The organism is Pseudarthrobacter sp. NPDC058119 (assembly GCF_042884655.1).
Lineage (GTDB): Bacteria > Actinomycetota > Actinomycetes > Actinomycetales > Micrococcaceae > Arthrobacter.
Window position 1 is genome coordinate 181,750 of sequence record NZ_JBHVTN010000007.1, and the last position, 23,640, is coordinate 205,389.

Consider the following 23,640-nt stretch of genomic DNA (forward strand, 5'->3'; position numbering starts at 1 on the left):
AGCGGCCGGGATTACCTTTTTAAGCCTCCGCAGCACGGATGGGTTCCACACCCCTGTGTGTCGCGACGGCGCGGGACTATGCTCAGAACATGGCCCGCACTCTTGTGATGGATCAGGGCGCGCGCCGGGTGCAGCGGCGTACCGTTTTGCTCTTGAGCGTGGCCCAGGTGTTCGGTGGACTCGGGACGGGATCGACCGTGTCCATTGGTTCCATCCTGGCCGTGGAGCTTTCCGGGTCCACTGCCTGGGCGGGCTCCGTGGCCACGGTGATGACCCTTGGGGCGGCGGCCGCAGCCCTGCCGTTGGCAGCGCTGGCGGAACGGCGTGGGCGCCGGGCAGGCCAGGTTGCCGGCCTTTCGGCGGCCCTGGCAGGGGCGGTCCTCATGGTCCTTGCCGTCGTCACCGGGCTTTTCGTCCTGCTGGTCCTGGGCTCTGCAGGCATCGGCATCGGTACGGCGGCGACACTTCAAGCTCGGTTTGCCGCGGTGGACCTCGCTGCCCCCGAGCACCGCGGGCGGGCCTTGTCCACCGTGGTCTGGGCGGTAACAGTCGGTGCCGTGGCCGGCCCCAACCTCATCCAGCCGGGTACGGCGGTGGGAACTGCGCTGGGGCTGCCGCCCATCGCGGGACCGTTCGTGATCTCAGGGGCCGGGCTCCTCATCGCCGTCGGACTGCTGTTCGCCGGTCTTCGTCCTGACCCGCTGCTGCTGGCACGCCGGATTGCCGCGACCCATGACGCCGCCACGGCGCAACAGGGAGGTGGCACGCTGACCACGGCTGCTCCCGCCGCCACCTCCCCGGAGGGTGCCCCACGGCAAGGCGCGACTCCCGCCGGGACCACGCCCACCGCAGCGGTCCCGCGGGGCTCACTGGACCGTGGACTGCGGGCCATCCGCAGTTCCCGGATGGCGCTCCTTGCTGTCACCGGCGTCGTCGCGGCGCACGCCGTCATGGTGGGCGTCATGTCCATGACGCCACTGCACCTGCAGCACCTGGTGGAAGGACCGGGCCCGCATGCCGGCCACACCGCCGAGGGGGACGTGCTCGTCGTCATCGGCTTCACCATCTCGCTGCACATCGCAGGAATGTTCGCGCTCTCCCCGGTCATGGGGTGGCTGACCGACCGGGCAGGGAGACTGGAGACCATCATGGCTGGCTTCATGCTGCTGATCGCCGCCGTCGCCGTTGCCGGGTTCGGCCAGGCCTCGACCGGCGCAGTGGCAGCAGGACTGGTCCTGCTGGGCATGGGCTGGTCTGCGGCCACTATCGGGGGATCCACCCTGCTCGCCGAAAGCGTGGGCCAGGACGCCCGGGTGCCTGTGCAGGGCGTCTCCGACATGCTGATGGGCGCCGCAGGTGCCCTGGGAGGGGCAGTATCCGGACTGGTCCTGGGCTTTGCCGGCTACCTCGGCCTCAACCTGCTCGGCGGCAGCATCGGAGCGGCCGTCCTGGCAGCCGCCGTCGTCACCCGGACATCACACCGGCGGTCAGCGCCCGCCTGAGCGCGCCATGCCCAGCAGGCGGGCAAAAATCCGCTCACCGTCGTCGGCGATCCCGTCATGATGGAAGTCAGCTGTCTCCCAGACCTGCAGCCCGTTAACGGCGGCTGCCGTCCGCAGGGAGAGCTCCCGGTCCACGTAGATGTCATCCGTGTACACTGCCGCCGCGGCCGGAACGGTGTTGGCCGCCAGCACCGCGGGGTCGTAGAGCGGCTTCCAATCCTGTTTGGCCGCCAGCAGGTCAGCCACCTCCCGCAATGGCTGGAGGGCGGGGTCCTGTTCGAAGTACCACGGGTACACCATTTCGCCGGTCAGGAGCAGCGGTTCGGCGTCAGGCCTGAACCAGGGGTTCTCACCGAGCATCCGCCAGGCTGACCAGTTGGTGGCCTGGTCCTGCCCGTAGATGGACTCGTGCATCAGCGCATACAGCGGGTTCGACCGCCGTGAGACGACCCCCTGCAGCTGCTCCAGGAAAGTGTCCGACAGCCGGGGGCCGCCGGCGGTGTCCACGAAGGCGTCCTCCAGCAGGTAGTGCAGGCTGTCCACCCTGGTGTTCCCGCCCAGGAAAGCGCCCGCCATTTGGAACCGCCCCACTGTGAGCGGGCTGCCGTCGGGCATGAACTCGGCCGTGGAACGCAGGTGGTGGGCGATCTTCTCCACCGTGGCCCGGTCCTCCGGATACCAGCCGAAGTACTCATCGTTGCGGGCCGCGACGCGCTGGTACGTGGCCCGGTACACGTCATCGGCACTGCCTGCCAGCGGCGCCAGGCCGCCGGTAATCAGCACCTCCTGCAGTCCCTCCGGCGCAAACGACAGATAGGTCAGGGCGCAGAAGCCGCCATAGCTCTGGCCGTACACGGTCCAGGCGGGCGACCCAAGGGCGTGGCGGATCAACTCCGCATCCGCCACGATCGAGTCGGCGCGGAAGTGCTCCAGGAACGCTGCTTGTTCGGCGGCGGTCCCACGGGCGGGCAGGGTGTTGCGGTCAAGGGGAGTGGAGAGCCCGGTGCCGCGCTGGTCCAGCATCAGGATGCGGAATTCCTGCGCTGCGGCCTTGCTCCACCCGCCCAGGGAGCCCCACCGGTTGCCGCGCCCGCCCGGGCCGCCCTGCAAATAGAGGAGCCAGGGAAGTTGTGCTGCGGCCTCCGGGGTGTGGGCCGCAGAAACGTACTCGCGTGCGAAAACCGCGATGGTCTCGCCAGAGGGCTGGGCATGGTCCAGGGGGACGGTGAAACAATGCTCCACCGTGCGCATCCCGCGGAATTCGTGCCTGGCCCTGACCTCATGTTTCGCAGCGGGGGCCGCTGTCCTGCGCATGTCAGCCACGGGCAGCCGCGGGAAGGGAGGCTGACTGGCCGAACTGGTCCAGTGCGTCGCCTGTCAGGCGGAAAGTGGACCAGCCGTCCATGGGACGGGCGCCGAGGCTGCGGTAGAAGTTGATGGAAGGCTCGTTCCAGTCCAGCACGCTCCATTCGACGCGCGCGTAGCCGTTCTCAACGGCGGTCGCGGCGAGATGCTGCAGCAGGGCCTTGCCGTGCCCTTCGCCGCGGGCGTCGGGGCTGACGTACAGGTCTTCCAGGTAGATCCCGTGCACGCCCTCCCACGTGGAATAGTTCAGGAACCACAAGGCAAAACCCTGCACCTCGCCTGCGCTGTCCTCCGCCATGGTGGCAAAGACGCGGGGGTTACCGCCGAACAGGGCCTGCTCCAGCAATTCCGGGGTGTTCCGGACGGCGTCGGGTTCCTTCTCGTAATGCGCCAGCTCGTGGATCATCCGGAGGATGGCGGGTACGTCTTGCCGGGTTGCGGGGCGGATTACACTCATTGTCCGAGCTTACCGCCGGCGCCGGCGAGCCCGCCGCAGGGCTTGCGCCGGGCCCGTCCCGGCTAGAGCCGGTTCACGTCGGTCACCCTCACCACGGCCGTTCCGGTCGTGTCGGAGTCCGCCAGGTCCACCTCTGCCGAGATGCCCCAGTCGTGGTTGCCGGCAGGGTCGTCGAAGATTTGGCGCACCTTCCAGGTCCCGCGTTCTTCGGTGATGATCAGCAATCCGGGGCCTCGCGCGTCCGGTCCCGTCCCGATGTCGTCGTGTTCGTCGAAGTAGTCATCCAGCGCATCTTCCCAGCGCTCGGCACCCCAGCCGGAGGCGCCGTCGAGCTCTCCCAAAGCCGTGGCGTCCTCGTCGGCGAACAGTTCCACACGGCGGAACATTTCGTTGCGGACCATCACCCGGAACGCGCGGATGTTGGAGGTGAGCGACGGCGGCGGGGGCGGCGGCGCGTCGTGCGGCGTTGGGGCGGCACCGGATGCCAGCTCTTCCCATTCATCGAGGAGGCTGGAGTCCACCTGCCGGACCAATTCACCGAGCCATTCGGTCAGGTCCGCGAGGTCCTCCCGCAGCATGTCCTGCGGCACCGTCTGGCGGAGTGCCTTGAAGGCGTCCGCGAGGTACCGCAGCACGATGCCCTCGGACCGGGCCAGCCCGTAGAACTGGACGAATTCGCCAAAGTTCATGGCGCGCTCATACATGTCACGGACCACTGCCTTGGGGGCGAGCTCAAAGTCGCCCACCCATGGCGCGGCCTTGCGGTACACCTCGAATGCCTCGCCGAGGATTTCGGCGAGCGGCTGGGGGTAGGTGACGTCCTCGAGCATGGCCATCCGCTGGTCGTAGTCGATGCCGTCGGCCTTCATGGCCGCCACCGCCTCGCCGCGGGCCTTCTTTTGCTGGGCGGAGAGGATCTGGCGGGGTTTCTCCAGGGTCGCCTCGATGACGGACACCACGTCCAGGGCGTACGACGGCGACTCCGGGTCAAGGAGGTCAAGTGCGGCAAGTGCGAAGGGGGAGAGCGGCTGGTTCAGGGCAAAATTGGGCTGCAGGTGCACCGTCAGGCGGACCGTGCGGCCGTCCGGCCCCTGCTGCTCCGGTGGGATCCGTTCAATGACTTCGGCGGCGAGGAGTTCCCGGTAGATGCCCAGCGCCTTCTTCATGAGCCGCAGCTGGGAGGAACGCGGCTCGTGATTTTCCGTGAGCAGCCGCCTGGCCGCGGCGAAGGGGTCGCCGGGCCGTTCCATCAGGTTCATCAGCATGGCGTGCGTCACCGTGAAGCTTGACGTCAGCGGGTCGGGGACAGATTCCACCAGCCGGTTGAAAGTGGGTTCGCCCCAGGAGACAAATCCTTCGGGCGGCTTCCTCTTGACCACCTGGCGGAGCTTCTTCTGGTCGTCACCGAATTTGGCCGTGGCTTTGGCCATGGCCTTGACGTTCTCGATGACGTGCTCGGGGGCCTGCACCACGACGGTGCCCGCGGTGTCATAGCCGGCCCGCCCGGCCCGGCCCGCAATCTGGTGGAACTCACGGGAGTTAAGCAGCCGGGTGCGCACGCCGTCGTACTTGCTCAAAGCCGTGAGCAGCACGGTCCGGATGGGCACGTTGATGCCCACCCCCAGCGTGTCGGTGCCGCAGATGACCTTCAGCAGCCCTGCCTGCGCCAGCTGTTCCACCAACCGGCGGTACTTGGGCAGCATGCCGGCGTGGTGTACCCCGATCCCGTGGCGCACCAGCCGGTTCAGCGTCTTGCCAAACCCGGCGGCGAACCGGAAATTGGCAATGAGCTCTGCGATCCTGTCCTTTTCCTCCCGGGTGCACACGTTGATGCTCATCAGGTTCTGGGCACGGTCGATCGCTTCAAGCTGGCTGAAGTGCACCACGTAGACCGGCACCTGCTTGGTGGAGAGCAGTTCCTCGAGCGTCTCGTGGACCGGGGTCTGGTGGTAGTAGTAATGCAGCGGAATGGGCCGCTCGGCGGAACTCACCGTAGTGGTGGCCCGACCGGTGAGCGCCGTCAGCCCTTCCTCGAAGCGGCTGACATCGCCCAGGGTGGCGGACATGAGGAGGAACTGTGCCTGCGGAAGCTCCAGGAGCGGTACCTGCCAGGCCCAGCCGCGCTGGGGGTCGGAATAGAAATGGAATTCGTCCATGATCACCGCGCCCAGCTCCGCCGCCGGGCCCTCCCGCAGGGCGATGTTGGCAAGGATTTCCGCCGTGCAGCAGATGATGGGTGCGTCCTGGTTGACCCCGGAATCACCGGTGATCATGCCGACGTTCTCCGCGCCGAAGATGTCGCAGAGCGCAAAGAACTTTTCGGAGACCAGCGCCTTGATGGGGGCGGTGTAGTAGCTTCGCCGGTCATGGGCCATGGCCTGGAAGTGCGCGGCAATAGCAACCAGTGACTTACCGGATCCGGTCGGAGTGGCCAGGATGACGTTGGCCCCCGTTGCCAGCTCCATGATGGCCTCGTCCTGTGCCGGGTACAGCGACAGCCCCCGGGATTCGGTCCAGTCCACAAACCGGCTGTAAAGGGCGTCGGGGTCGACGGCGGCGGCGTTGGGGACGGACAGATCGCTCAGCTGGTCAACGAGTTTCATTGACTTAAACCTTAGTGCCACGCGGAGGCCGGACGGGGCGCCCCGTCCGGGTTAGGCTTCGCCTTGCCCCTAAGAATGTTGGAACCTGGAGAAATTCATGAAATGGGACCCCGCAAAGTACGTCCAGTTCGATGACCACCGGAACAGGCCGTTCTTCGATCTCACCGGCCGGATCCATGCGGACGACCCGGCACGCGTCGTCGACCTGGGCTGCGGTACGGGAAACTTGACGGCCTCGCTGGCCACACGGTGGCCTGGCGCCCGGGTGGTTGGCCTGGACTCGTCAGCGGAGATGCTGGCGCGCGCCGCCCCGCTGGCAGTGGACGTTCCGGGCCTGTCGTTCGAAGAGGCTGACATCGCAACATGGATGCCCTCAGCGGAGACGGACGTCGTGGTGAGCAACGCCGCGCTGCAGTGGGTGCCCGGCCACCAGGATCTGATGCGCCGGTGGCTGGACATCCTACGGCCGGGCGCCTGGTTCGCCCTGCAGGTTCCGGGAAACTTCAACGCCCCCTCCCACGCCCTGATGCGGGAGCTCGCGGCGTCGGACCGCTGGTCAGGCAAGCTCGGCGGTGTGCTTCGGGGCGGGGAAACCGTGGGGGAGCCGGAAGATTACCTGGGCATCCTGCTCGACGCCGGGTACGCCGCAGACGCCTGGGAAACCAGTTACCAGCAGGTCCTGCAGGGGCCGGACCCGGTGCTGGAGTGGGTACGCGGCACCGCGCTGCGGCCGGTCATGGGAGTCCTGGGAGGCGAGGATGCCGGGCGCTTTGAGTCCGAGTACGCAGCGGCCCTGCGCGAGGCCTATCCGCGCGGGCCCCACGGCACGGTGTTCCCTTTCAGGCGGATCTTCGCCGTGGGCCGGAAGAAGGGATAGATACGGCAATCCGGACGTGTTTTCAGGCCAGTCACAGCGTGTGACAGCAACTGAAAGTGATCTGGCTTACAATGGCCTCTGTAGTTCAGGGGTCAAGCCGCTGGCCCCTCGTCGGCCGTAGGCATGTACAGGGGGTATTTTGCTGGTCGGACTCATGCGGCGGCAGCTTGCCGGCCAACGCGGGCACGTGTGGGCGATTGTCGTCCTCCAACTGGTCCAGGCAGGGGCAAACCTGCTGCTGCCCACTGTGAACGCAGCCATCATTGATGACGGAATCGTGGCCGGCCAACCCGAGGTAATCTCCCGGCTCGGTGTGCTCATGGCCGCCATCGCGGTGGTACAGGCTGCCTCCGCCATTGCCGCCTGCTACCTCGGCGCGCTCGTAGCCATGAAGATCGGGCACCGCCTGCGGGCAGACGTCTTCGACCGGGTCCAGGCCTTCTCCTCACAGGATGTGGCCCTGTTCGGGACCCACAGCCTGACCACCCGTGCCACGAATGACGTCCAGCAGATCCAGGCGTTCGCCCTGCTCGTGTTCACCATGCTCTTCGCCGGGCCGGCCATGGGCATCGGCGGGATCGTCCTGGCCGTCCAGCAGGATGTGGCCCTGTCTGCGGTGGTGATCGTCATAGTTCCGCTGCTCCTGCTGATCATGTACTCGATCGTCCGGCGCCTGATCCCGCTCTACCGGGAAGGACAGGACCTGCTGGACCGGTCCGGCGGCATCCTGCGCGAACAAATCATCGGGACGGATGTGATCCGCTCCTTCGTGCGCCAGGGCCATGAAGTGCGGCGGTTCGCGGCTACCAACGCCCGGCTGACCGCCAACAATCTCCGTTCGGCGCTCCTGGTGGCCGGGATGCTGCCCATGATCATGCTGGTGGTCAACACCAGCTCGGTGGCCGTGGTCTGGTTCGGGGGCCACCGCATCCAGGCCGGGTTGATGAACCTTGGCGCGCTCACGGCGTTCATCGCCTACATCATGCAGATCCTGCTGGCCATCATGATGTCGATGTATGTGTTGATGACGGCGCCGCGGGCCTCCGTTTGCGCCGAGCGCATCCAGGCAGTGCTGGATACGGAGCCGTCTGTCACCAGTTCAGCCGCGGACGGGGCGCAGCACCTCGTGGACTCGTCACGGCCGGCAGCCGTGTCCTTCCGGGGTGTGGGTTTCGCCTATCCAGGGGCTGAAGCGCCCGTCCTTGCGGACATCAGCTTTACCGCCGCTGCCGGCACCACCACCGCAATTGTCGGGTCCACCGGAAGCGGCAAGACAACGCTGCTGAACCTGATACCGCGTTTCCTCGACCCGACCGAGGGCAGGGTCACCCTGTCCGGCCAGGACGTCAGGGACCTGTCCCTGGACCAACTCCGCGCGGCCATGTCCATGGTGCCCCAGCATTCCCACCTGTTCACCGGTACGATCGCCGAAAACCTGAGGATGGCAGCACCGGCAGCCACCGACCAGGAGCTCTGGGCTGCTTTGGAGACGGCGCAGACCATGCGGTTCATGGAAGACCTCCCGCTGGGGCTCGCCACCCCCGTCGGCCAGGGCGGAGCCAGCCTTTCGGGCGGCCAGCGGCAACGGCTGTGCATCGCCAGGGCCTTGGTCCGGAAGGCGCCCGTCTACCTTTTCGACGACAGCTTCTCGGCCCTGGACTACGACACCGACACCCGATTGCGGCGTGCCCTGGACCAGGGGCTTGCCGATGCAACGGTCATCATGGTGTCCGAACGCATCTCTGCCGTGGCAGGGGCGGACCTCATCCTGGTGCTTGACGGCGGCCGCCTCGTTGCCCAGGGGACTCACCGCGAGCTGTTGGAAACCTCGGCCACCTACCGGGAAATTGCCGAATCACAGCTCGCACTGGACGGCACCCTGTGACGGCAGGGGAAGGAGAAGCCAAGGAAAAGGAGTACAGGTTCTGGCCAACTGCGCGCAGGCTACTTGGCCTCCTGGGGCCCTTCCGGCTGCAGATGCTCGGGGCCGTCGGAGCCACTTGCGCCTTCGCTGTCCTGAACGTGGCAGCCCCAAAGTACCTGGGGGACGCCACCGACGAAGTGGTGGCCGGCGTCATGGAGGGCAGCCTGGACCAGCGGCTCGGATCCCTGCTGGCAGCGGTGGCCCTGATGTACGTGTTCGCCTCCCTGTTCAACTGGGTGCAGGGGGCGTTGACGGCCCGGGCGGTACAGGGACTCATGTATGGCCTCCGCGCGTCCGTGGAGGATAAGCTGCACCGCCTTCCATCCACTTACTTTCGGGGAAGGTCCCGCGGTGACGTGCTGAGCCGTGCCACCAACGACATCGACAACATCGCCCAAGCACTGAACCAGGTCCTGACGCAGCTCATCGTGTCCGTCCTGATGCTGTGCGGTTCGCTGGCCATGATGCTGTGGATCTCGCCGCTGCTCGCGGCCATCGCCATTGCCACGGTCCCCGTCTCCACGCTGATCACCGTCCTGGTGGCCAGGCGGTCGCAGGAGCAGTTCGCCCGGCAGTGGACAGAGACCGGCGAACTGAACAGCCACGTCGAGGAATTCATCAGCGGCCATGAAGTCATCAAAGCCTTCGGCCGCCAGGAACACGCGGCGGACGTCTTCGGCCGCAGCAACGGCCGCCTGTCGCTGGCGGCCACCAAGGCACAGTACGCCGCCGGGGTGGTCCAGCCCCTAATGGTGCTCATGTCCAACCTGAACTACATCCTGGTCGCGGTGGTGGGAGCCCTCCAGATCCTCGCCGGAGCCATGACCATCGGCGGAGTCCAGGCGTTCATCCAGTTCAGCCGCTTGTTCAGCCAGCCGGTGGGACAGATCGGCGGCCTGCTGACCGTGATGCAGTCCTGCGCCGCGTCGGCTGCAAGGGTTTTCGTGCTCCTGGACGCGGGCGAGGACCCGCCGGAGCCGGCCACGCAGGGCACCGGCGGGTTGGCCGGTGGCCGCATAGTCTTCGACGACGTCACGTTCGGCTACCCCGGAGCCGTCCCCGCCGTGCGGAACCTCAGCTTCGCCGTGGAACCGGGCCAGGCCGTGGCAATCGTGGGACACACGGGTGCTGGCAAGAGCACGGTGGTGAACCTCCTGATGCGGTTCCTGGAACCCGCGTCGGGCACCATCACCATCGGGGGCCATAACATCGCGCAAATACCGCGCAACCAGCTGCGGGCGCAGTTCGGTGTGGTGCTCCAGGATTCCTGGCTCTTCGACGGCAGCATCCGCGACAACATCGCCTACGGACTGCCCGGTGCGCCGGACGCAGCGGTTGTCGCTGCCGCGGAAGCCACCCACGCTGACCGCTTCATCAGGTCCCTCCCGCACGGCTATGCCACAGTGCTGGAAAACGGCGGGGAGCCACTAAGCCAGGGCCAGCGGCAACTCCTTACGATCGCCAGGGCGCAGCTGGCAGGGCGCGCCGTCCTGGTGCTGGACGAAGCAACCAGTTCGGTTGACTCCAGGACAGAACTGCTCATCCGCCAGGCCATGCAGCGGCTGCGCCACGGACGGACCAGCTTCATGATCGCCCACCGTTTGTCCACCATCCGGAACGCTGATCTAATTCTCGTCATGGACCACGGACGCATCGTCGAACAAGGGACGCACCAAAGCCTGCTCGACGCCGACAGCTACTACGCGAAGCTATACGACGCCCAGTTCGCCGAACGGGACGGCTGCAATGAGGTCCTGGAGGGCGGCTTGTGACCGCCCCGGACGCGTTTCCGGGCTCATGGCGCCCCAACCCCACCAGCAGCGTGCCGCTGTTCGAACAACTGCGGCTCCAGGTGATCCACCTGGCGGACAACGGTGCACTGGCCCCCGGCACCAGGCTCCCCGCCGTCCGCGCCCTTGCAGAGAAACTCGACGTCGCCCCGCACACCGTCGCCAGGGCGTACAAAGAACTGGAAGCTGCCGGCGTCGTTGCCACCCGGGGCCGGAACGGGACAGTGGTCTCGGCCCGGGACGAGCGATTGGGAGACCTCTCGGAAGCGGCCGCAGCGTATGCCGCCGTCGCCAAATCCCAAGGTGCCAGCTTCGCCGAGGCCGTGAAGCTGCTGGCCGCTGCGTACGATGTTCCCTGAGGGCGGAACCGTCAGTGTTCGAAGAAGTTTTCGATTAGCATTATGGGGTGCCTAAAGCCTTAGCTGAAGAAACCACTGCCCCCTCCACTTCCCTTGCCGTCCCTTCTGCTCCCACGCAGCGGCCGGACCTCTCCCGCCTCGTTGTGAAGGGCGCGCGGGAGCACAACCTGCGCAACGTGGACCTCGACCTGCCGCGGGACGCCATGATCGTCTTCACTGGCCTCTCCGGTTCCGGCAAGTCCTCGCTGGCATTTGACACCATCTTCGCCGAAGGCCAGCGGCGCTACGTGGAATCGTTGTCCGCCTACGCACGCCAGTTCCTTGGCCAGGTGGACAAGCCCGACGTCGATTTCATCGAAGGCCTTTCCCCGGCAGTGTCGATCGACCAGAAATCCACCAGCAAGAACCCGCGGTCAACGGTGGGCACCATCACCGAAATCTACGACTACATGCGCCTGCTGTGGGCCCGCGTGGGCAGGCCGCATTGCCCCGTCTGCGGTGAGCCGGTATCCAAGCAGACCCCGCAGCAGATCGTGGACCAGCTCCTGGAACTTGACGAGGGCACCCGCTTCCAGGTCCTGGCACCGGTGGTACGCGGACGCAAAGGCGAATTCGTGGACCTCTTCAAGGAACTCAGCGCCAAGGGCTACTCCCGGGCGCGGGTGGACGGCAACCTGGTCCAGTTGAGCGATCCGCCCAAGCTGGGCAAGCAGTACAAGCACAGCATCGAGGTGGTGGTGGACCGGCTCGTGGTCAAGGAAGGCATCAGCCAGCGGCTCACCGATTCCATCGAGACCGCCTTGGGCCTGGCCGAAGGCCGCGTCCTGGCCGAATTCGTGGACGTCGACGCCGACGCGCCGGAACGTATCCGGGCATTCTCGGAAAACCTTGCATGCCCCAATGAGCACCCCCTCGCCATCGACGAGATCGAGCCCCGCTCCTTCTCGTTCAACAACCCGTTCGGTGCCTGCGCGGCCTGCAGCGGAATCGGCACCCGGCTGGAAGTGGACGAGGAGCTCATCGTTCCCAACCCGGAACTGTCCCTCTCAGAGGGAGCCATTGCCCCTTGGTCCATGGGCACCGCAACCACCGAATACTGGAACCGGCTCCTGGAGGGCCTGGCCAAGGAAGTCGGCTTCTCCATGACCACCCCGTGGGAGAAGCTCGGCAAGGACGTGCGCCAGACCGTCCTGCACGGCAAGGACCACAAGGTGGTGGTGCAGTACCGCAACCGGTTTGGCCGCGAACGCAAGTACAGCACCGGATTCGAAGGCGCCATCCAGTACGTTCACCGCAAGCACGGCGAGACCGATTCGGACTGGGCCCGCGACCGCTATGAGGAGTACATGCGGCAGGTTCCCTGCCCCGCGTGCAACGGCGCCCGCCTTAACCCGGCATCCCTGTCGGTCTTGATCAACGGTAAATCCATCGCCGAGGTCGCCGCCCTCCCCATGCGGGACTGCGCGGAGTTCCTGAACAACCTGGTGCTGACCGGACGCGAAGCCCAGATCGCCCACCAGGTCCTCAAGGAGATCCAGGCACGCCTGACCTTCCTCCTGGACGTAGGCCTGGAATACCTCAACCTCGAGCGTCCGTCTGCCACCCTCTCCGGCGGCGAGGCCCAGCGCATCAGGCTCGCCACCCAGATCGGTTCAGGCCTGGTGGGCGTGCTCTACGTCCTCGATGAGCCCTCCATCGGCCTGCACCAGCGGGACAACCGCCGGCTCATCGAAACCCTCACCCGTCTCCGCGACATGGGAAACACCCTCATCGTCGTGGAGCACGACGAGGACACCATCCACGTGGCCGACTGGATCGTGGACATCGGGCCCGGCGCGGGAGAACACGGCGGCCAGGTAGTCCATTCGGGCACATACAAGGAACTGCTGGACAACCGGGAATCGCTGACCGGCGACTACCTCTCGGGCCGCAAGGCCATCGAGGTACCGAAGAAACGCCGGAAGTACGACAAGAAACGCGAGATCAAGGTCGTGGGCGCGCGGGAGAACAACCTCGTCAACGTCGACGCCGCCTTCCCGCTGGGGCTCTTCACGGCGGTGACCGGCGTGAGCGGTTCGGGCAAGTCGACACTGGTCAACGAGATTCTCTACAAGGTGCTGGCGAACAAACTGAACGGCGCCAAGCAGGTGGCCGGGCGGCACAAGACAGTCCAGGGCCTGGAGCACCTGGACAAGGTGGTCCACGTGGACCAAAGCCCCATCGGCCGGACCCCCCGCTCCAACCCGGCCACATACACGGGCGTTTTCGACAACATCCGCAAGCTTTTCGCCGAGACCACCGAGGCGAAAGTACGCGGCTACCTTCCGGGCCGGTTCTCGTTCAACGTCAAGGGCGGCCGCTGCGAGGCATGCTCGGGCGACGGCACCCTGAAAATCGAGATGAACTTCCTGCCGGACGTGTACGTGCCGTGCGAAGTGTGCCACGGGGCCCGCTACAACCGGGAAACCCTGGAGGTGCACTACAAGGGCAAGACCATCGCCGATGTCCTCAACATGCCCATCGAGGAGGGGGCGGAATTCTTCGCCGCCTTCTCGCCCATCGCACGCCACCTGAACACCCTCGTGGATGTGGGCCTGGGCTACGTCCGCCTGGGCCAGCCGGCCACCACCCTGTCCGGCGGCGAAGCGCAGCGCGTCAAGCTCGCAGCAGAACTGCAGAAGCGGTCCAACGGCCGCAGCATCTACGTCCTGGACGAGCCCACTACGGGCCTGCACTTCGAGGACATCCGGAAGCTGCTCAAGGTCCTGCAGGGCCTGGTGGACAAGGGCAACACGGTGATCACCATCGAACACAACCTGGATGTCATCAAGAGCGCCGACTGGCTGGTTGACCTTGGACCGGACGGTGGTTCCGGTGGTGGCCAGATCGTGGCTGCAGGAACGCCGGAGCAGGTGGCCAAGTCCGCCACCAGCCACACCGGCAAATTCCTGGCCGAGATACTGGGCTGACCGGACCAAACCACCGGAAATATTCCGCAACGGGAATGCGAGTTTCAGGCACTCCTGCTGTCGTGAGAAACTATCCCGGTGACTTCAACAACAGTGCCCGTGATCTTTGACCTGGACGGCACTCTTGTCGATCCGGCCGGTGGAATTACCGAGGGGATTGCCTCAGCCCTCCGTGGGCTGGGGCTCCCGGTTCCCGGCCAGGACCTGCTCGATTCGATGATCGGCCCCAAGCTGAGCGACTCACTGCTCAACGTGGCCAACGTCCCGGCGGAACACCTTGGCGAGGTGGTCCGGCTCTACCGTGAGCACTACGTCGCCAAGGGTATTGCCCAGAGCAGGTTGTATCCGGGAATCCGCGGGATCCTCGATTCCTTTGCGGAGGCAGGCCGCCCCGTAGCGGTCGCAACGCAGAAGCCCCAGCGGCTGGCCCGCAAGGTGCTGGCGCACCACGGCATCGACGGCTTTTTCCACGGCATCCACGGCTCGGCCGATGATGAAACGGCAGTGGAAGGCGTTCCGCTGGGCAAGACCCAGATCATCGCCGCCGCCCTGCGCGACCTTGATACCCAGCACGCCATCATGGTGGGCGACCGCGCCCAGGACGTGTCCGGAGCAATCGCCAATGGGCTTGACTGCATCGGCGTTGTCTGGGGATTCGCGCCGGACGGGGAGTTGGAAGAAGCCGGATCCGTCGCTGTCGTCAGCACCGGGGATGAGCTGGTGGCAGTCATCGACCGGCTGCAGGCTGTCCACAACTCGGCCATGAGCGGGGTGAGCAACGATGGAAATGTTTGATGCCGTCCGCTGGACCACCCGCAACCTGATCGGCGGCACATGCCGGCCCACCGTCGTCGGACTTGAAAACGTTCCGTCCGACGGCCCCTTCATTGTGGCGCCCAACCACCTGTCCTTCTTCGACAGCGTGATCGTCCAGGCGCTGATGCCCCGTCCGGTGGCCTTCTTCGCCAAGGCCGAGTACTTCACCACGGGCGGAGTCAAGGGCAGGGTCATGAAGGCCTTCTTCGAGTCCGTGGGCTCCATTCCCGTGGAGCGCGGCGAACAGGCGGCCAGCGTCCAGGCGCTGAAGACCCTGCTCGATATCCTCGAGGCCGGCCGGGGCATCGGCATCTACCCCGAAGGCACCCGCTCCCGGGACGGAATTCTGTACCGTGGCCGCACCGGCGTGGGCTGGCTTGCGCTCACCACCGGCGCGCCGGTGATTCCCGTTGGCCTGATTGGGACCGAGAAGCTCCAGCGCGCGGGCGAAAAGGGCGTCCGGCCCCAGCACTTCACCATGAAGGTGGGGGAGCCGCTGTACTTCGACAAGACGGGACCGGACCACTCCCTGCCGGCCCGCCGTGAGGTCACGGACCGGATCATGGACGCGATCGCCGCCCTGAGCGGCCAGGAGCGTTCCACCAGCTACAACCAGAGCAAGTCGGCAGAGTAATTTCCGGCTCCGGGGCTGCCCCGCCGGTGCGGATGTGCCGGCCGGCAAAGACAGCCAGCGGAACTCAGTAGACTTGATAGGTGGCAAATCCAGCGAGTTACCGGCCCAAAACCGGTGAAATCCCCACCAACCCGGGCGTCTACCGGTTCCGTGATCCGCACGGCCGGGTCGTCTACGTGGGCAAGGCCAAAAGCCTGCGGTCCCGGCTGAATTCCTACTTCGCCAATCCGGCCGGGCTGCTGCCCAAGACCTACGCGATGGTCCACGCGGCCAGCAGCGTTGAGTGGACCGTGGTGGGCAGCGAGCTCGAATCGCTGCAGCTCGAATACACCTGGATCAAGGAATTCAAGCCGCGCTTCAACGTGGTGTTCCGCGACGACAAGACCTATCCCTACCTTGCCGTGACCATGAGCGAGAAGTACCCCCGGGTACAGGTCATGCGGGGGGACAAACGGAAGGGAACCCGCTACTTCGGCCCCTACACCGCCGGTGCCATCCGGGAAACCATGGACACCCTGCTCCGGGTCTTCCCCGTCCGCAGCTGCAGCGCCGGTGTCTTCAAACGCGCCCAGGCCAGCGGCCGGCCGTGCCTGCTGGGTTACATCGACAAATGCTCAGCACCCTGCGTGGGCCGCATCAGCCCCGAGGACCACCGGGCCCTCGCCGACGATTTCTGTGCGTTCATGGGCGGCGAAGCCAAGAGATTCATCAACAAGCTCGAAAAGCAGATGGCCGACGCCGTGGCGAAGCTCGACTACGAGCACGCCGCCCGGCTGCGTGACGACATCACCGCGCTGCGGAAGGTATTCGAACGCAATGCCGTGGTGCTGTCGGAGGAGACCGACGCCGACGTTTTCGCGCTTCACGAGGATGAACTGGAAGCGGCCGTCCAGGTGTTCCACGTCCGCGGCGGCAGGATCCGCGGCCAACGCGGCTGGGTGGTGGAAAAGGTGGAGGACTTCACCACGCCCGACCTGGTGGAGCACCTGCTGCAGCAGGTCTACGGGGAGGACGGCGATACCCACGGCCGGCTGCCCCGCGAAGTCCTGGTTCCGGTGGCGCCGAGCAACCCCGAAGACCTGGCCAAATGGCTGGGCGGTATCCGCGGCGCCAAGGTGGACATCCGGGTGCCCCTGCGCGGGGACAAGGCGGCGCTCATGTCCACGGTCCGCGAAAACGCCGAACACGCGCTGAAGCTCCACAAAACACGCCGCGCGGGGGACATCACCGTCAGGTCGCAGGCCCTGCAGGAGCTGCAGGAGGCGCTGGACCTTCCCGTGCCCCTGCTCCGGATTGAGTGCTTCGACGTCTCCCACGTCCAGGGCACCAATGTGGTGGCCTCCATGGTGGTGGTGGAGGACGGGCTGCCGAAGAAGTCCGATTACCGGAAGTTCTCCATCACGGGCCCCGCGGCGGCCGATGACACGGCGGCCATGCACGACGTCCTCACCCGCAGGTTTCGCCACTACCTGCAGGACAAATCGGCGCAGGTGGACGAGGACGTCCTCGAAGCAGGCACCGCGGAGGCGGCCGCGGACGCTGCCGCCGAGGCCGCTGAGGCTGCCCTGGACACGACCACCCCGGCGCCTAAGGCCAAGTTCGCCTACCCGCCCAACCTGGTGGTGGTGGACGGCGGCCAGCCGCAGGTCAATGCCGCGGCCCGCGCGCTGAAGGACCTGGGCATCGATGATGTGTACGTGGTGGGACTGGCCAAGCGGCTTGAGGAAGTGTGGCTTCCGGACAGCGACTTCCCGGTGATCCTGCCCCGCACATCCCAGGGCCTCTACCTGCTGCAGCGCATCCGCGACGAGGCACACCGCTTCGCTATTACGTTCCATCGGCAAAAGCGCGGCAAGGCCATGACGGTGTCCGCGCTGGACGCCGTTCCGGGTCTTGGCGCTTCCAAGCGCAAAGCGCTGCTGGCACACTTCGGATCGGTCAAGGGCGTGAAGGCGGCGACCGCGGAGGAGCTCGCCGAGGCGAAGGGAATTGGCCCTGCCCTGGCCGGCGCCATCGTCAGCCACTTTGCCGTCAACGGTCCCGAGGCCGTGGCGGTACCCGCGATCAACATGGCGACCGGCGAAATCATTGAAACTTAGCTAGGGTAAAGGGCGGGCCCTGCCATCGCGGGGACCGGCAGGACAACGAGGAAACGGGGCAGGCTTCATGGCAGACACGACGGCGGAATCCGGAGCGGGCCACGACGGGCTGGAGCCCGTCAAGCCGCTCGAAGCGGAACTGCTGGTGGTCACCGGAATGTCCGGCGCCGGGCGAAGCACCGCCGCGGACGCGCTGGAGGACCACGGCTGGTACGTCGTGGAGAACCTGCCGCCGCAGATGCTGGGCACGCTCGCCGAGCTCGTCTCCCACGCCCCGCAGTCGATTCCCCGGCTGGCTGTGGTCATCGACGTCCGCAGCAAAGGCCTTTTCGCGGACATCCGGGCGGCGCTGGGCGCCCTCGCGGCCAGCGGCGTTACTTTCCGCGTCCTGTTCCTCGACGCCAGCGACAACGTCCTGGTCCGGCGGTTCGAACAGGGCCGGCGGCCGCACCCGCTCCAGGGCGGCGGGCGGATCCTGGACGGAATTTCTGCCGAACGCGAACTGCTGCAGGAACTGCGCGACAGCTCCGACGTCGTCCTGGATACCTCCAACTACAACGTCCACGGGCTGGCCACCGCCATCACGGAACTGTTCAGTGAAACCGGTCCGGTGGCGCTGCGGCTCAACGTCATGAGCTTCGGCTTCAAGTACGGGCTTCCGGTGGATGCCAACTATGTTGCCGACGTCAGGTTCATCCCCAACCCGCACTGGGTGCCGCAGCTCCGTCCGCAGACCGGCCTGGACAAGGACGTCAGCGACTACGTCCTGGAGGCCGAAGGCGTCAAGAACTTCGTGGACCGCTACGTCCTCGCCCTGGAGCCCGTCCTGGAGGGGTACCGCCGGGAGAACAAGCACTACGCCACCATCGCCGTCGGCTGCACGGGCGGCAAGCACCGCTCCGTTGCCGTCGCGGTGGAACTTTCCAAGAAGCTCGCACAGTATCCGCGGGTCACGGTGACCACCGCGCACCGGGATCTGGGCCGCGAGTAATGGCACTGTTCACCGGAGCCCTGCCCCTGGTGCCGCCGGCCGCTGGTAAGGGCTCGGGCCAGCAGGACAAGGGCCCCAACGTCGTGGCCCTGGGCGGCGGGCACGGCCTGGCGGCATCCCTGTCGGCACTGCGCCTGCTCACCTCCGAGCTCACGGCAATCGTCACGGTAGCGGACGACGGCGGCTCGTCCGGGCGCCTGCGCGAAGAGTACGGCGTCCTCCCGCCCGGAGACCTCCGCATGGCCTTGTCCGCGCTTTGCGACGACACAGACTGGGGACGCACCTGGCGCGACGTCATGCAGCACCGGTTCCGCGCCGGGAAAGGCCCCGGCGGGTCCCTGGACGAGCACGCCATGGGCAACCTGCTGATCGTCACGCTGTGGGAGTTGCTCGGTGACGCCGTCGCGGGGCTTAAGTGGGCGGGCGCCCTGCTTGGCGCCCGTGGCCAGGTGCTGCCCATGTCCACCGTGCCGCTCACCATCGAAGGCGACGTCAGGGTCACCGCCCCGGACGGCGGGACAGCCCTGCAGACCCTTCGCGGCCAAGCCCGCTGCGCGGTGGCCGGATCGCTGGAGGAAGTCCGGCTCCTGCCCCCCGCCGCGCCGGCCTGCCCCGAAGCCCTGACGGCCATCGAACTGGCGGACTGGGTGGTCCTGGGCCCGGGCTCCTGGTACACCTCGGTCCTGCCGCACCTGCTCCTGCCGGAGATGCGGCAGGCATTGTGCAGCACCCCCGCCAAACGCTGCCTGACCATGAACCTCGCCACGGACACCAAGGAAACCAGCGGCATGACCGCGGCCGACCACCTCCACGTCCTCCGGCGCTACGCCCCGGAGTTCAGCGTGGACGTGGTCCTGGCCGATCCCGCGTCCGTCCCGGACCGGCAGGAGTTCGAGAAGGCCGCCGGCATGATCGGCGCGGAGGTTGTCTTGGGTAAAGTAGGGGCGTCGGGACGCCGCCCCGTCCACGAGCCGCTCAGGCTGGCCACGGCGTACCAGGACATTTTTGGGAACAGTTAGGAAGGTGCCATGGCACTGACAGCATCGGTCAAAGAAGAACTGTCCCGTTTGGACATCAAGAAGTCATCAGTGCGCAAGGCTGAGGTCTCTGCAATGCTCCGGTTCGCCGGAGGCCTGCACATCATCTCCGGCAGAATCGTCATCGAAGCGGAAGTGGACCTCGCGTCCACCGCACGCCGGCTCCGTGCCGCCATCGCAGAAGTCTACGGACACCAGAGCGAGATCATCGTGGTCTCGGCCGGGGGACTCCGCCGCGCCAGCCGCTACGTGGTCCGCGTGGTGCGCGACGGCGAGGCGCTGGCCCGGCAGACCGGCCTCCTGGACGGAAGGGGCCGCCCCGTGCGCGGGCTGCCATCCGCCGTCGTCAACGGGTCTGCCGCAGACGCTGAAGCTGTGTGGCGCGGGGCATTCCTCGCGCACGGTTCACTCACCGAACCCGGCCGCTCGTCGTCGCTGGAGGTCACCTGCCCCGGCCCCGAATCAGCCCTCGCCCTGGTGGGCGCAGCCCGCAGGCTCGACATCCAGGCCAAGGCGCGGGAAGTCAGGGGAGTGGACCGGGTGGTGATCCGTGACGGCGATACCATTGCCGCCCTCCTGACGCGCATGGGTGCCCACGACGCCCTCATGGTGTGGGAGGAACGGCGCATGCGCAAGGAAGTCCGCGCGACTGCCAACCGCCTCGCCAACTTCGACGACGCCAACCTGCGCCGCTCCGCGCAGGCCGCCGTGGCCGCCGGTGCACGCGTTGAGCGCGCGCTCGAGATCCTGGGCGACGACGTCCCGGACCACCTCAAGTACGCCGGGGAGCTGCGGGTGGCACACAAGCAGGCAAGCCTCGACGAACTCGGCCGGCTGGCTGACCCGGTCATGACCAAGGACGCCATCGCAGGCCGGATCCGCCGGCTGCTGGCCATGGCGGACAAACGCGCCGTTGACCTGGGCATCCCCGGCACCGACGCCAATGTGACGCCCGAAATGCTGGACGAGTAGCAGCCCCATAGAATCAAAATAATTCCGGGCGCCCGACGCCCGGATGCACAATCCGAGAGTCACCAACCGGACCGACGGTCCACGATATTGGAGGATTTTGTGACTGAGTACGTATTGCCCGAACTCAAGTACGACTACGCCGCACTGGAGCCGCACATTTCCGCGCGGATCATGGAGCTGCACCACAGCAAGCACCACGCCACCTACGTGGCAGGCGCCAACAACGCACTGGCCCAGCTTGCCGAGGCACGTGAAAAGGGCGATTTCGCCAACATCAACCGGCTCTCCAAGGACCTCGCGTTCCACACCGGCGGCCACATTAACCACTCCGTCTTCTGGAACAACCTGTCCCCGGACGGCGGCGACAAGCCTGAAGGTGAACTGGCTGCCGCCATCGACGACGCCTTCGGTTCCTTCGACGCGTTCCGCGCCCAGTTCTCCGCTGCCGCCCTGGGACTGCAGGGTTCCGGCTGGGGCTTCCTGGCCTACGAACCCATCGGCGGAAACCTGGTCATCGAACAGCTCTACGACCAGCAGGGCAACGTAGCGCTGGGCACCACCCCGCTGCTGATGCTGGACATGTGGGAGCACGCCTTCTACCTGGACTACGTCAACGTCAAGGCTGACTACGTCAAGGCGTTCTGGAACATCGTGAACTGGGCCGACGTCGCCCAGCGCTTCGAGGCGGCGCGCGCCAACGCCACGGGCCTGATCACCCTCCCGTAGTGACCGGCGTTATACACCGCTGTAACAAACTTCACATTCTGACTTAAACCGGCCGGGATGTGGACCGTCCGCCCCCGCACTTGCGGGGGCGGACCCAGTTAAACGTAAGATAGGTCACGGAAGGCGGTTAGCCTTCAGCAATGAGGCTGGTCGCCCTCCGTGTTAATCATCTCTGCCCAATGGCGTGCGGGATCTGTTAGTTGGCTTCAACGCCCGCTCAACTAGTAGTGCTTCTCAAAGCACCAAGGAGACTGTAAAAGTGACGACCCGTATTGGTATCAACGGCTTCGGCCGCATTGGCCGCAACTACTTCCGCGCAGCACTGGCCCAGGGCGCGGACCTGGAGATCGTTGCCGTCAACGACCTCACCAGCCCCGAAGCCCTGGCCCACCTGTTCAAGTACGACTCCGTCGGTGGCCGCCTGAAGGAAACCATCGAGGTCAAGGACGGCAACATCGTCGTCAACGGCAATGTGGTCAAGGTCCTGGCGGAACGCGATCCCGCCAACCTCCCTTGGGGCGAACTGGGCGTTGACATCGTCATCGAATCCACCGGTTTCTTCACCAAGGCAGCCGACGCCAAGAAGCACATCGATGCCGGCGCCAAGAAGGTCCTGATCTCCGCCCCCGCCTCGGACGAGGACATCACCATCGTGATGGGCGTCAACCACGACCTCTACGACAACGCCAAGCACAACATCATTTCCAACGCGTCCTGCACCACCAACTGCCTGGGCCCGCTGGCCAAGGTGGTCAACGACGAGTTCGGCATCGAGCGCGGCCTCATGACCACCGTGCACGCCTACACCGCAGACCAGAACCTCCAGGACGGCCCGCACAAGGACCTGCGCCGTGCCCGTGCCGCCGCCATCAACATGGTTCCCACCTCCACCGGTGCCGCCAAGGCCATCGGCCTGGTGCTCCCCGAACTGAAGGGCAAGCTGGACGGCTACGCCATTCGCGTTCCCGTCCCCACGGGTTCTGCCACCGACCTCACCGTCACCGTCTCCCGCGAAACCACGGTGGAGGAAGTCAACGCAGCGCTCAAGCGTGCTTCCGAGTCCGACGCGCTGCAGGGCTTCCTGACCTACACGGAGGAGCCCATCGTGTCCTCCGACATCGTCGGCGACCCCGCTTCCTCGATCTTCGACGCCGGCCTGACCAAGGTCATCGGCAACCAGGTCAAGGTTGTTTCCTGGTATGACAACGAATGGGGCTACTCCAACCGCCTCGTCGACCTCACGGAGCTTGTGGCAGCCAAGCTGGGCTAGGGTTAGACACATGACATCACACACCCTCAACGAACTGATCGCTGAAGGTGTCCGCGGGCGGTACATTCTGGTTCGAAGTGACCTGAATGTGCCGCTCGACGGCTCTACAGTCACTGACGACGGCCGCATCAAGGCCTCGCTCCCAGTGCTGGCGAAGCTCTCGGACGCCGGTGCCCGCGTGCTGGTAACAGCCCACCTCGGACGCCCCAAGGGCGCCCCGGAGGACAAATACTCCCTGCGCCCAGCAGTGGACCGCCTCGCCGAACTTGCGGGCTTCAAGGTCACCCTCGCCGCCGACACCGTCGGTGACGCCGCCAAGGCAGCCGCGGCGTCCCTGCAGGACGGCGAAGTGCTGGTCCTGGAGAACGTCCGCTTCGACGCCCGCGAAACCAGCAAGGACGACGCCGAGCGCGGCGCCTTCGCCGACGAACTGGTGGCCCTGACGGGCAGCAACGGCGCGTATGTGGACGATGCTTTTGGTGCCGTCCACCGCAAGCACGCCAGCGTCTACGACGTCGCCACCCGGCTCCCGTCGTACCAGGGCGACCTGGTGCACACCGAGGTGGAAGTCCTCCGGAAGCTGACCGCCGACACGCAGCGCCCCTACGTGGTGGTCCTGGGCGGTTCCAAGGTCTCGGACAAGCTCGCGGTGATCGACAACCTGATCGGCAAGGCAGACACCATCCTGGTGGGCGGCGGCATGCTGTTCACGTTCCTCGCGGCAGCCGGACACGAGGTCGCTTCGAGCCTCCTTGAGAAGGACCAGATCAGCGTGGTCCAGGACTACCTGAAGCGCGCTGCGGACGCCGGTACTGAATTCGTGGTTCCCACCGACGTGGTGGTGGCAGAGAAGTTCGCTGCCGACGCCGCGCACGAGACAGTGCCGGCAGACGCCATCGAGGGCAGCAGCTTTGGTGCCCAGGGCATCGGCCTCGACATCGGACCGGACACAGCCGCGTCCTTCGCCGAACGGATCAAGGGGGCCCGCACGGTCTTCTGGAACGGCCCGATGGGCGTCTTCGAATTCGAGGCGTTCTCTGCAGGTACCCGTGCCATCGCGCAGGCCCTGACGGAAACCGACGGGTTCACGGTGGTGGGCGGCGGCGATTCCGCTGCCGCAGTCCGCACCCTGGGATTCAGTGATGACCAGTTTGGCCACATTTCCACCGGCGGCGGCGCCAGCCTGGAATACCTCGAAGGCAAGGAACTCCCCGGCCTGAGCGTCCTGGACCGGTAGAACCACCGCTGC

General features: G+C 66.3%; 18 protein-coding genes. 15 read left to right on the plus strand and 3 right to left on the minus strand.

The features are described 5' to 3' along the window. Positions 1 to 89: 89 nt before the first annotated feature. Entirely contained in the window at positions 90 to 1,502 is a 1,413-nt protein-coding gene (locus ACFVTD_RS15805; RefSeq protein ID WP_387564706.1) for an MFS transporter, read from the plus strand. Here ACFVTD_RS15805 and ACFVTD_RS15810 read toward each other — a convergent pair. The 3 genes from ACFVTD_RS15810 to ACFVTD_RS15820 form a co-directional block, all read right to left on the minus strand. After that, positions 1,488 to 2,816, minus strand: coding sequence for an alpha/beta fold hydrolase (locus tag ACFVTD_RS15810; RefSeq protein WP_387564708.1), 1,329 nt, complete (start codon positions 2,814 to 2,816; stop codon positions 1,488 to 1,490). The genes ACFVTD_RS15805 and ACFVTD_RS15810 overlap by 15 nt on opposite strands. Before the next feature lies 1 nt (position 2,817). After that, positions 2,818 to 3,324 carry a GNAT family N-acetyltransferase gene (locus tag ACFVTD_RS15815; RefSeq protein WP_387564710.1) on the minus strand — a complete coding sequence of 169 codons (507 nt, stop codon included), beginning with the start codon at positions 3,322 to 3,324 and terminating at the stop codon, positions 2,818 to 2,820. A 62-nt stretch (positions 3,325 to 3,386) separates the two neighbouring features. Then, positions 3,387 to 5,927 carry a DEAD/DEAH box helicase gene (locus tag ACFVTD_RS15820; RefSeq protein WP_387564712.1) on the minus strand — a complete coding sequence of 847 codons (2,541 nt, stop codon included), beginning with the start codon at positions 5,925 to 5,927 and terminating at the stop codon, positions 3,387 to 3,389. 97 nt (positions 5,928 to 6,024) lie between these two features. Between ACFVTD_RS15820 and ACFVTD_RS15825 the strand changes: the two genes are divergently transcribed. The 14 genes from ACFVTD_RS15825 to ACFVTD_RS15890 all read left to right on the plus strand — a co-directional run bounded on the left by ACFVTD_RS15825 (position 6,025) and on the right by ACFVTD_RS15890 (position 23,628). Continuing rightward, the gene (locus tag ACFVTD_RS15825; RefSeq protein WP_387564714.1) at positions 6,025 to 6,804 is read left to right on the plus strand and encodes a trans-aconitate 2-methyltransferase; all 780 of its coding nucleotides are present in this window, start codon (positions 6,025 to 6,027) and stop codon (positions 6,802 to 6,804) included. Positions 6,805 to 6,958: 154 nt separating this feature from the next. Further along, entirely contained in the window at positions 6,959 to 8,689 is a 1,731-nt protein-coding gene (locus ACFVTD_RS15830; RefSeq protein WP_387564716.1) for an ABC transporter ATP-binding protein, read from the plus strand. Then, positions 8,686 to 10,500 (plus strand): ABC transporter ATP-binding protein, encoded by a 1,815-nt coding sequence (locus ACFVTD_RS15835; RefSeq protein ID WP_387564718.1) that lies wholly within the window; start codon positions 8,686 to 8,688, stop codon positions 10,498 to 10,500. The genes ACFVTD_RS15830 and ACFVTD_RS15835 overlap by 4 nt, the downstream gene beginning before the upstream one ends. Then, complete coding sequence (locus ACFVTD_RS15840) at positions 10,497 to 10,877, plus strand: GntR family transcriptional regulator (protein ID WP_387564720.1); 381 nt, start codon at positions 10,497 to 10,499, stop codon at positions 10,875 to 10,877. Before ACFVTD_RS15835 ends, ACFVTD_RS15840 begins: the two co-directional genes overlap by 4 nt. 47 nt (positions 10,878 to 10,924) lie before the next feature. Continuing rightward, on the plus strand, positions 10,925 to 13,846 hold the full coding sequence (gene uvrA / locus ACFVTD_RS15845) for an excinuclease ABC subunit UvrA (protein WP_387564722.1): 2,922 nt from the start codon (positions 10,925 to 10,927) through the stop codon (positions 13,844 to 13,846). 78 nt (positions 13,847 to 13,924) lie between these two features. Then, a complete protein-coding gene (locus ACFVTD_RS15850; protein ID WP_387564724.1) occupies positions 13,925 to 14,641 on the plus strand; it encodes an HAD hydrolase-like protein in 717 nt (238 codons plus the stop codon). Continuing rightward, positions 14,628 to 15,296, plus strand: coding sequence for a lysophospholipid acyltransferase family protein (locus ACFVTD_RS15855; protein WP_387564726.1), 669 nt, complete (start codon positions 14,628 to 14,630; stop codon positions 15,294 to 15,296). Before ACFVTD_RS15850 ends, ACFVTD_RS15855 begins: the two co-directional genes overlap by 14 nt. 80 nt (positions 15,297 to 15,376) lie before the next feature. Beyond that, positions 15,377 to 17,395 (plus strand): excinuclease ABC subunit UvrC, encoded by a 2,019-nt coding sequence (gene uvrC / locus ACFVTD_RS15860; RefSeq protein ID WP_387564728.1) that lies wholly within the window; start codon positions 15,377 to 15,379, stop codon positions 17,393 to 17,395. Between the two features lie 67 nt (positions 17,396 to 17,462). Further along, positions 17,463 to 18,386: an RNase adapter RapZ gene (rapZ, locus tag ACFVTD_RS15865; RefSeq protein ID WP_387564730.1), complete on the plus strand. Its 924-nt coding sequence runs from the start codon at positions 17,463 to 17,465 to the stop codon at positions 18,384 to 18,386. Then, positions 18,386 to 19,405 carry a uridine diphosphate-N-acetylglucosamine-binding protein YvcK gene (gene yvcK, locus ACFVTD_RS15870; RefSeq protein WP_387564732.1) on the plus strand — a complete coding sequence of 340 codons (1,020 nt, stop codon included), beginning with the start codon at positions 18,386 to 18,388 and terminating at the stop codon, positions 19,403 to 19,405. Before rapZ ends, yvcK begins: the two co-directional genes overlap by 1 nt. Positions 19,406 to 19,414: 9 nt before the next feature. Beyond that, positions 19,415 to 20,395, plus strand: coding sequence for a DNA-binding protein WhiA (gene whiA / locus ACFVTD_RS15875; RefSeq protein ID WP_058267256.1), 981 nt, complete (start codon positions 19,415 to 19,417; stop codon positions 20,393 to 20,395). A gap of 99 nt (positions 20,396 to 20,494) precedes the next feature. After that, entirely contained in the window at positions 20,495 to 21,121 is a 627-nt protein-coding gene (locus ACFVTD_RS15880; protein ID WP_387564734.1) for a superoxide dismutase, read from the plus strand. Positions 21,122 to 21,380: 259 nt separating this feature from the next. Continuing rightward, the gene (gap, locus tag ACFVTD_RS15885) at positions 21,381 to 22,391 is read left to right on the plus strand and encodes a type I glyceraldehyde-3-phosphate dehydrogenase (protein WP_387564736.1); all 1,011 of its coding nucleotides are present in this window, start codon (positions 21,381 to 21,383) and stop codon (positions 22,389 to 22,391) included. 10 nt (positions 22,392 to 22,401) lie between these two features. Then, entirely contained in the window at positions 22,402 to 23,628 is a 1,227-nt protein-coding gene (locus ACFVTD_RS15890; protein WP_387564738.1) for a phosphoglycerate kinase, read from the plus strand. Positions 23,629 to 23,640 lie beyond the last annotated feature (12 nt).

Coding starts and splice junctions, on each gene's coding strand:
- ACFVTD_RS15820 (WP_387564712.1), bottom strand. CDS start 5,927: ATGAAACTCGTTGACCAGCTGAGCGATCTGTCCGTCCCCAACGCCGCC.
- ACFVTD_RS15810 (WP_387564708.1), bottom strand. CDS start 2,816: ATGCGCAGGACAGCGGCCCCCGCTGCGAAACATGAGGTCAGGGCCAGG.
- rapZ (WP_387564730.1), top strand. CDS start 17,463: ATGGCAGACACGACGGCGGAATCCGGAGCGGGCCACGACGGGCTGGAG.
- ACFVTD_RS15890 (WP_387564738.1), top strand. CDS start 22,402: ATGACATCACACACCCTCAACGAACTGATCGCTGAAGGTGTCCGCGGG.
- ACFVTD_RS15855 (WP_387564726.1), top strand. CDS start 14,628: ATGGAAATGTTTGATGCCGTCCGCTGGACCACCCGCAACCTGATCGGC.
- yvcK (WP_387564732.1), top strand. CDS start 18,386: ATGGCACTGTTCACCGGAGCCCTGCCCCTGGTGCCGCCGGCCGCTGGT.
- ACFVTD_RS15815 (WP_387564710.1), bottom strand. CDS start 3,324: ATGAGTGTAATCCGCCCCGCAACCCGGCAAGACGTACCCGCCATCCTC.
- whiA (WP_058267256.1), top strand. CDS start 19,415: ATGGCACTGACAGCATCGGTCAAAGAAGAACTGTCCCGTTTGGACATC.
- ACFVTD_RS15805 (WP_387564706.1), top strand. CDS start 90: ATGGCCCGCACTCTTGTGATGGATCAGGGCGCGCGCCGGGTGCAGCGG.
- ACFVTD_RS15825 (WP_387564714.1), top strand. CDS start 6,025: ATGAAATGGGACCCCGCAAAGTACGTCCAGTTCGATGACCACCGGAAC.
- ACFVTD_RS15830 (WP_387564716.1), top strand. CDS start 6,959: ATGCGGCGGCAGCTTGCCGGCCAACGCGGGCACGTGTGGGCGATTGTC.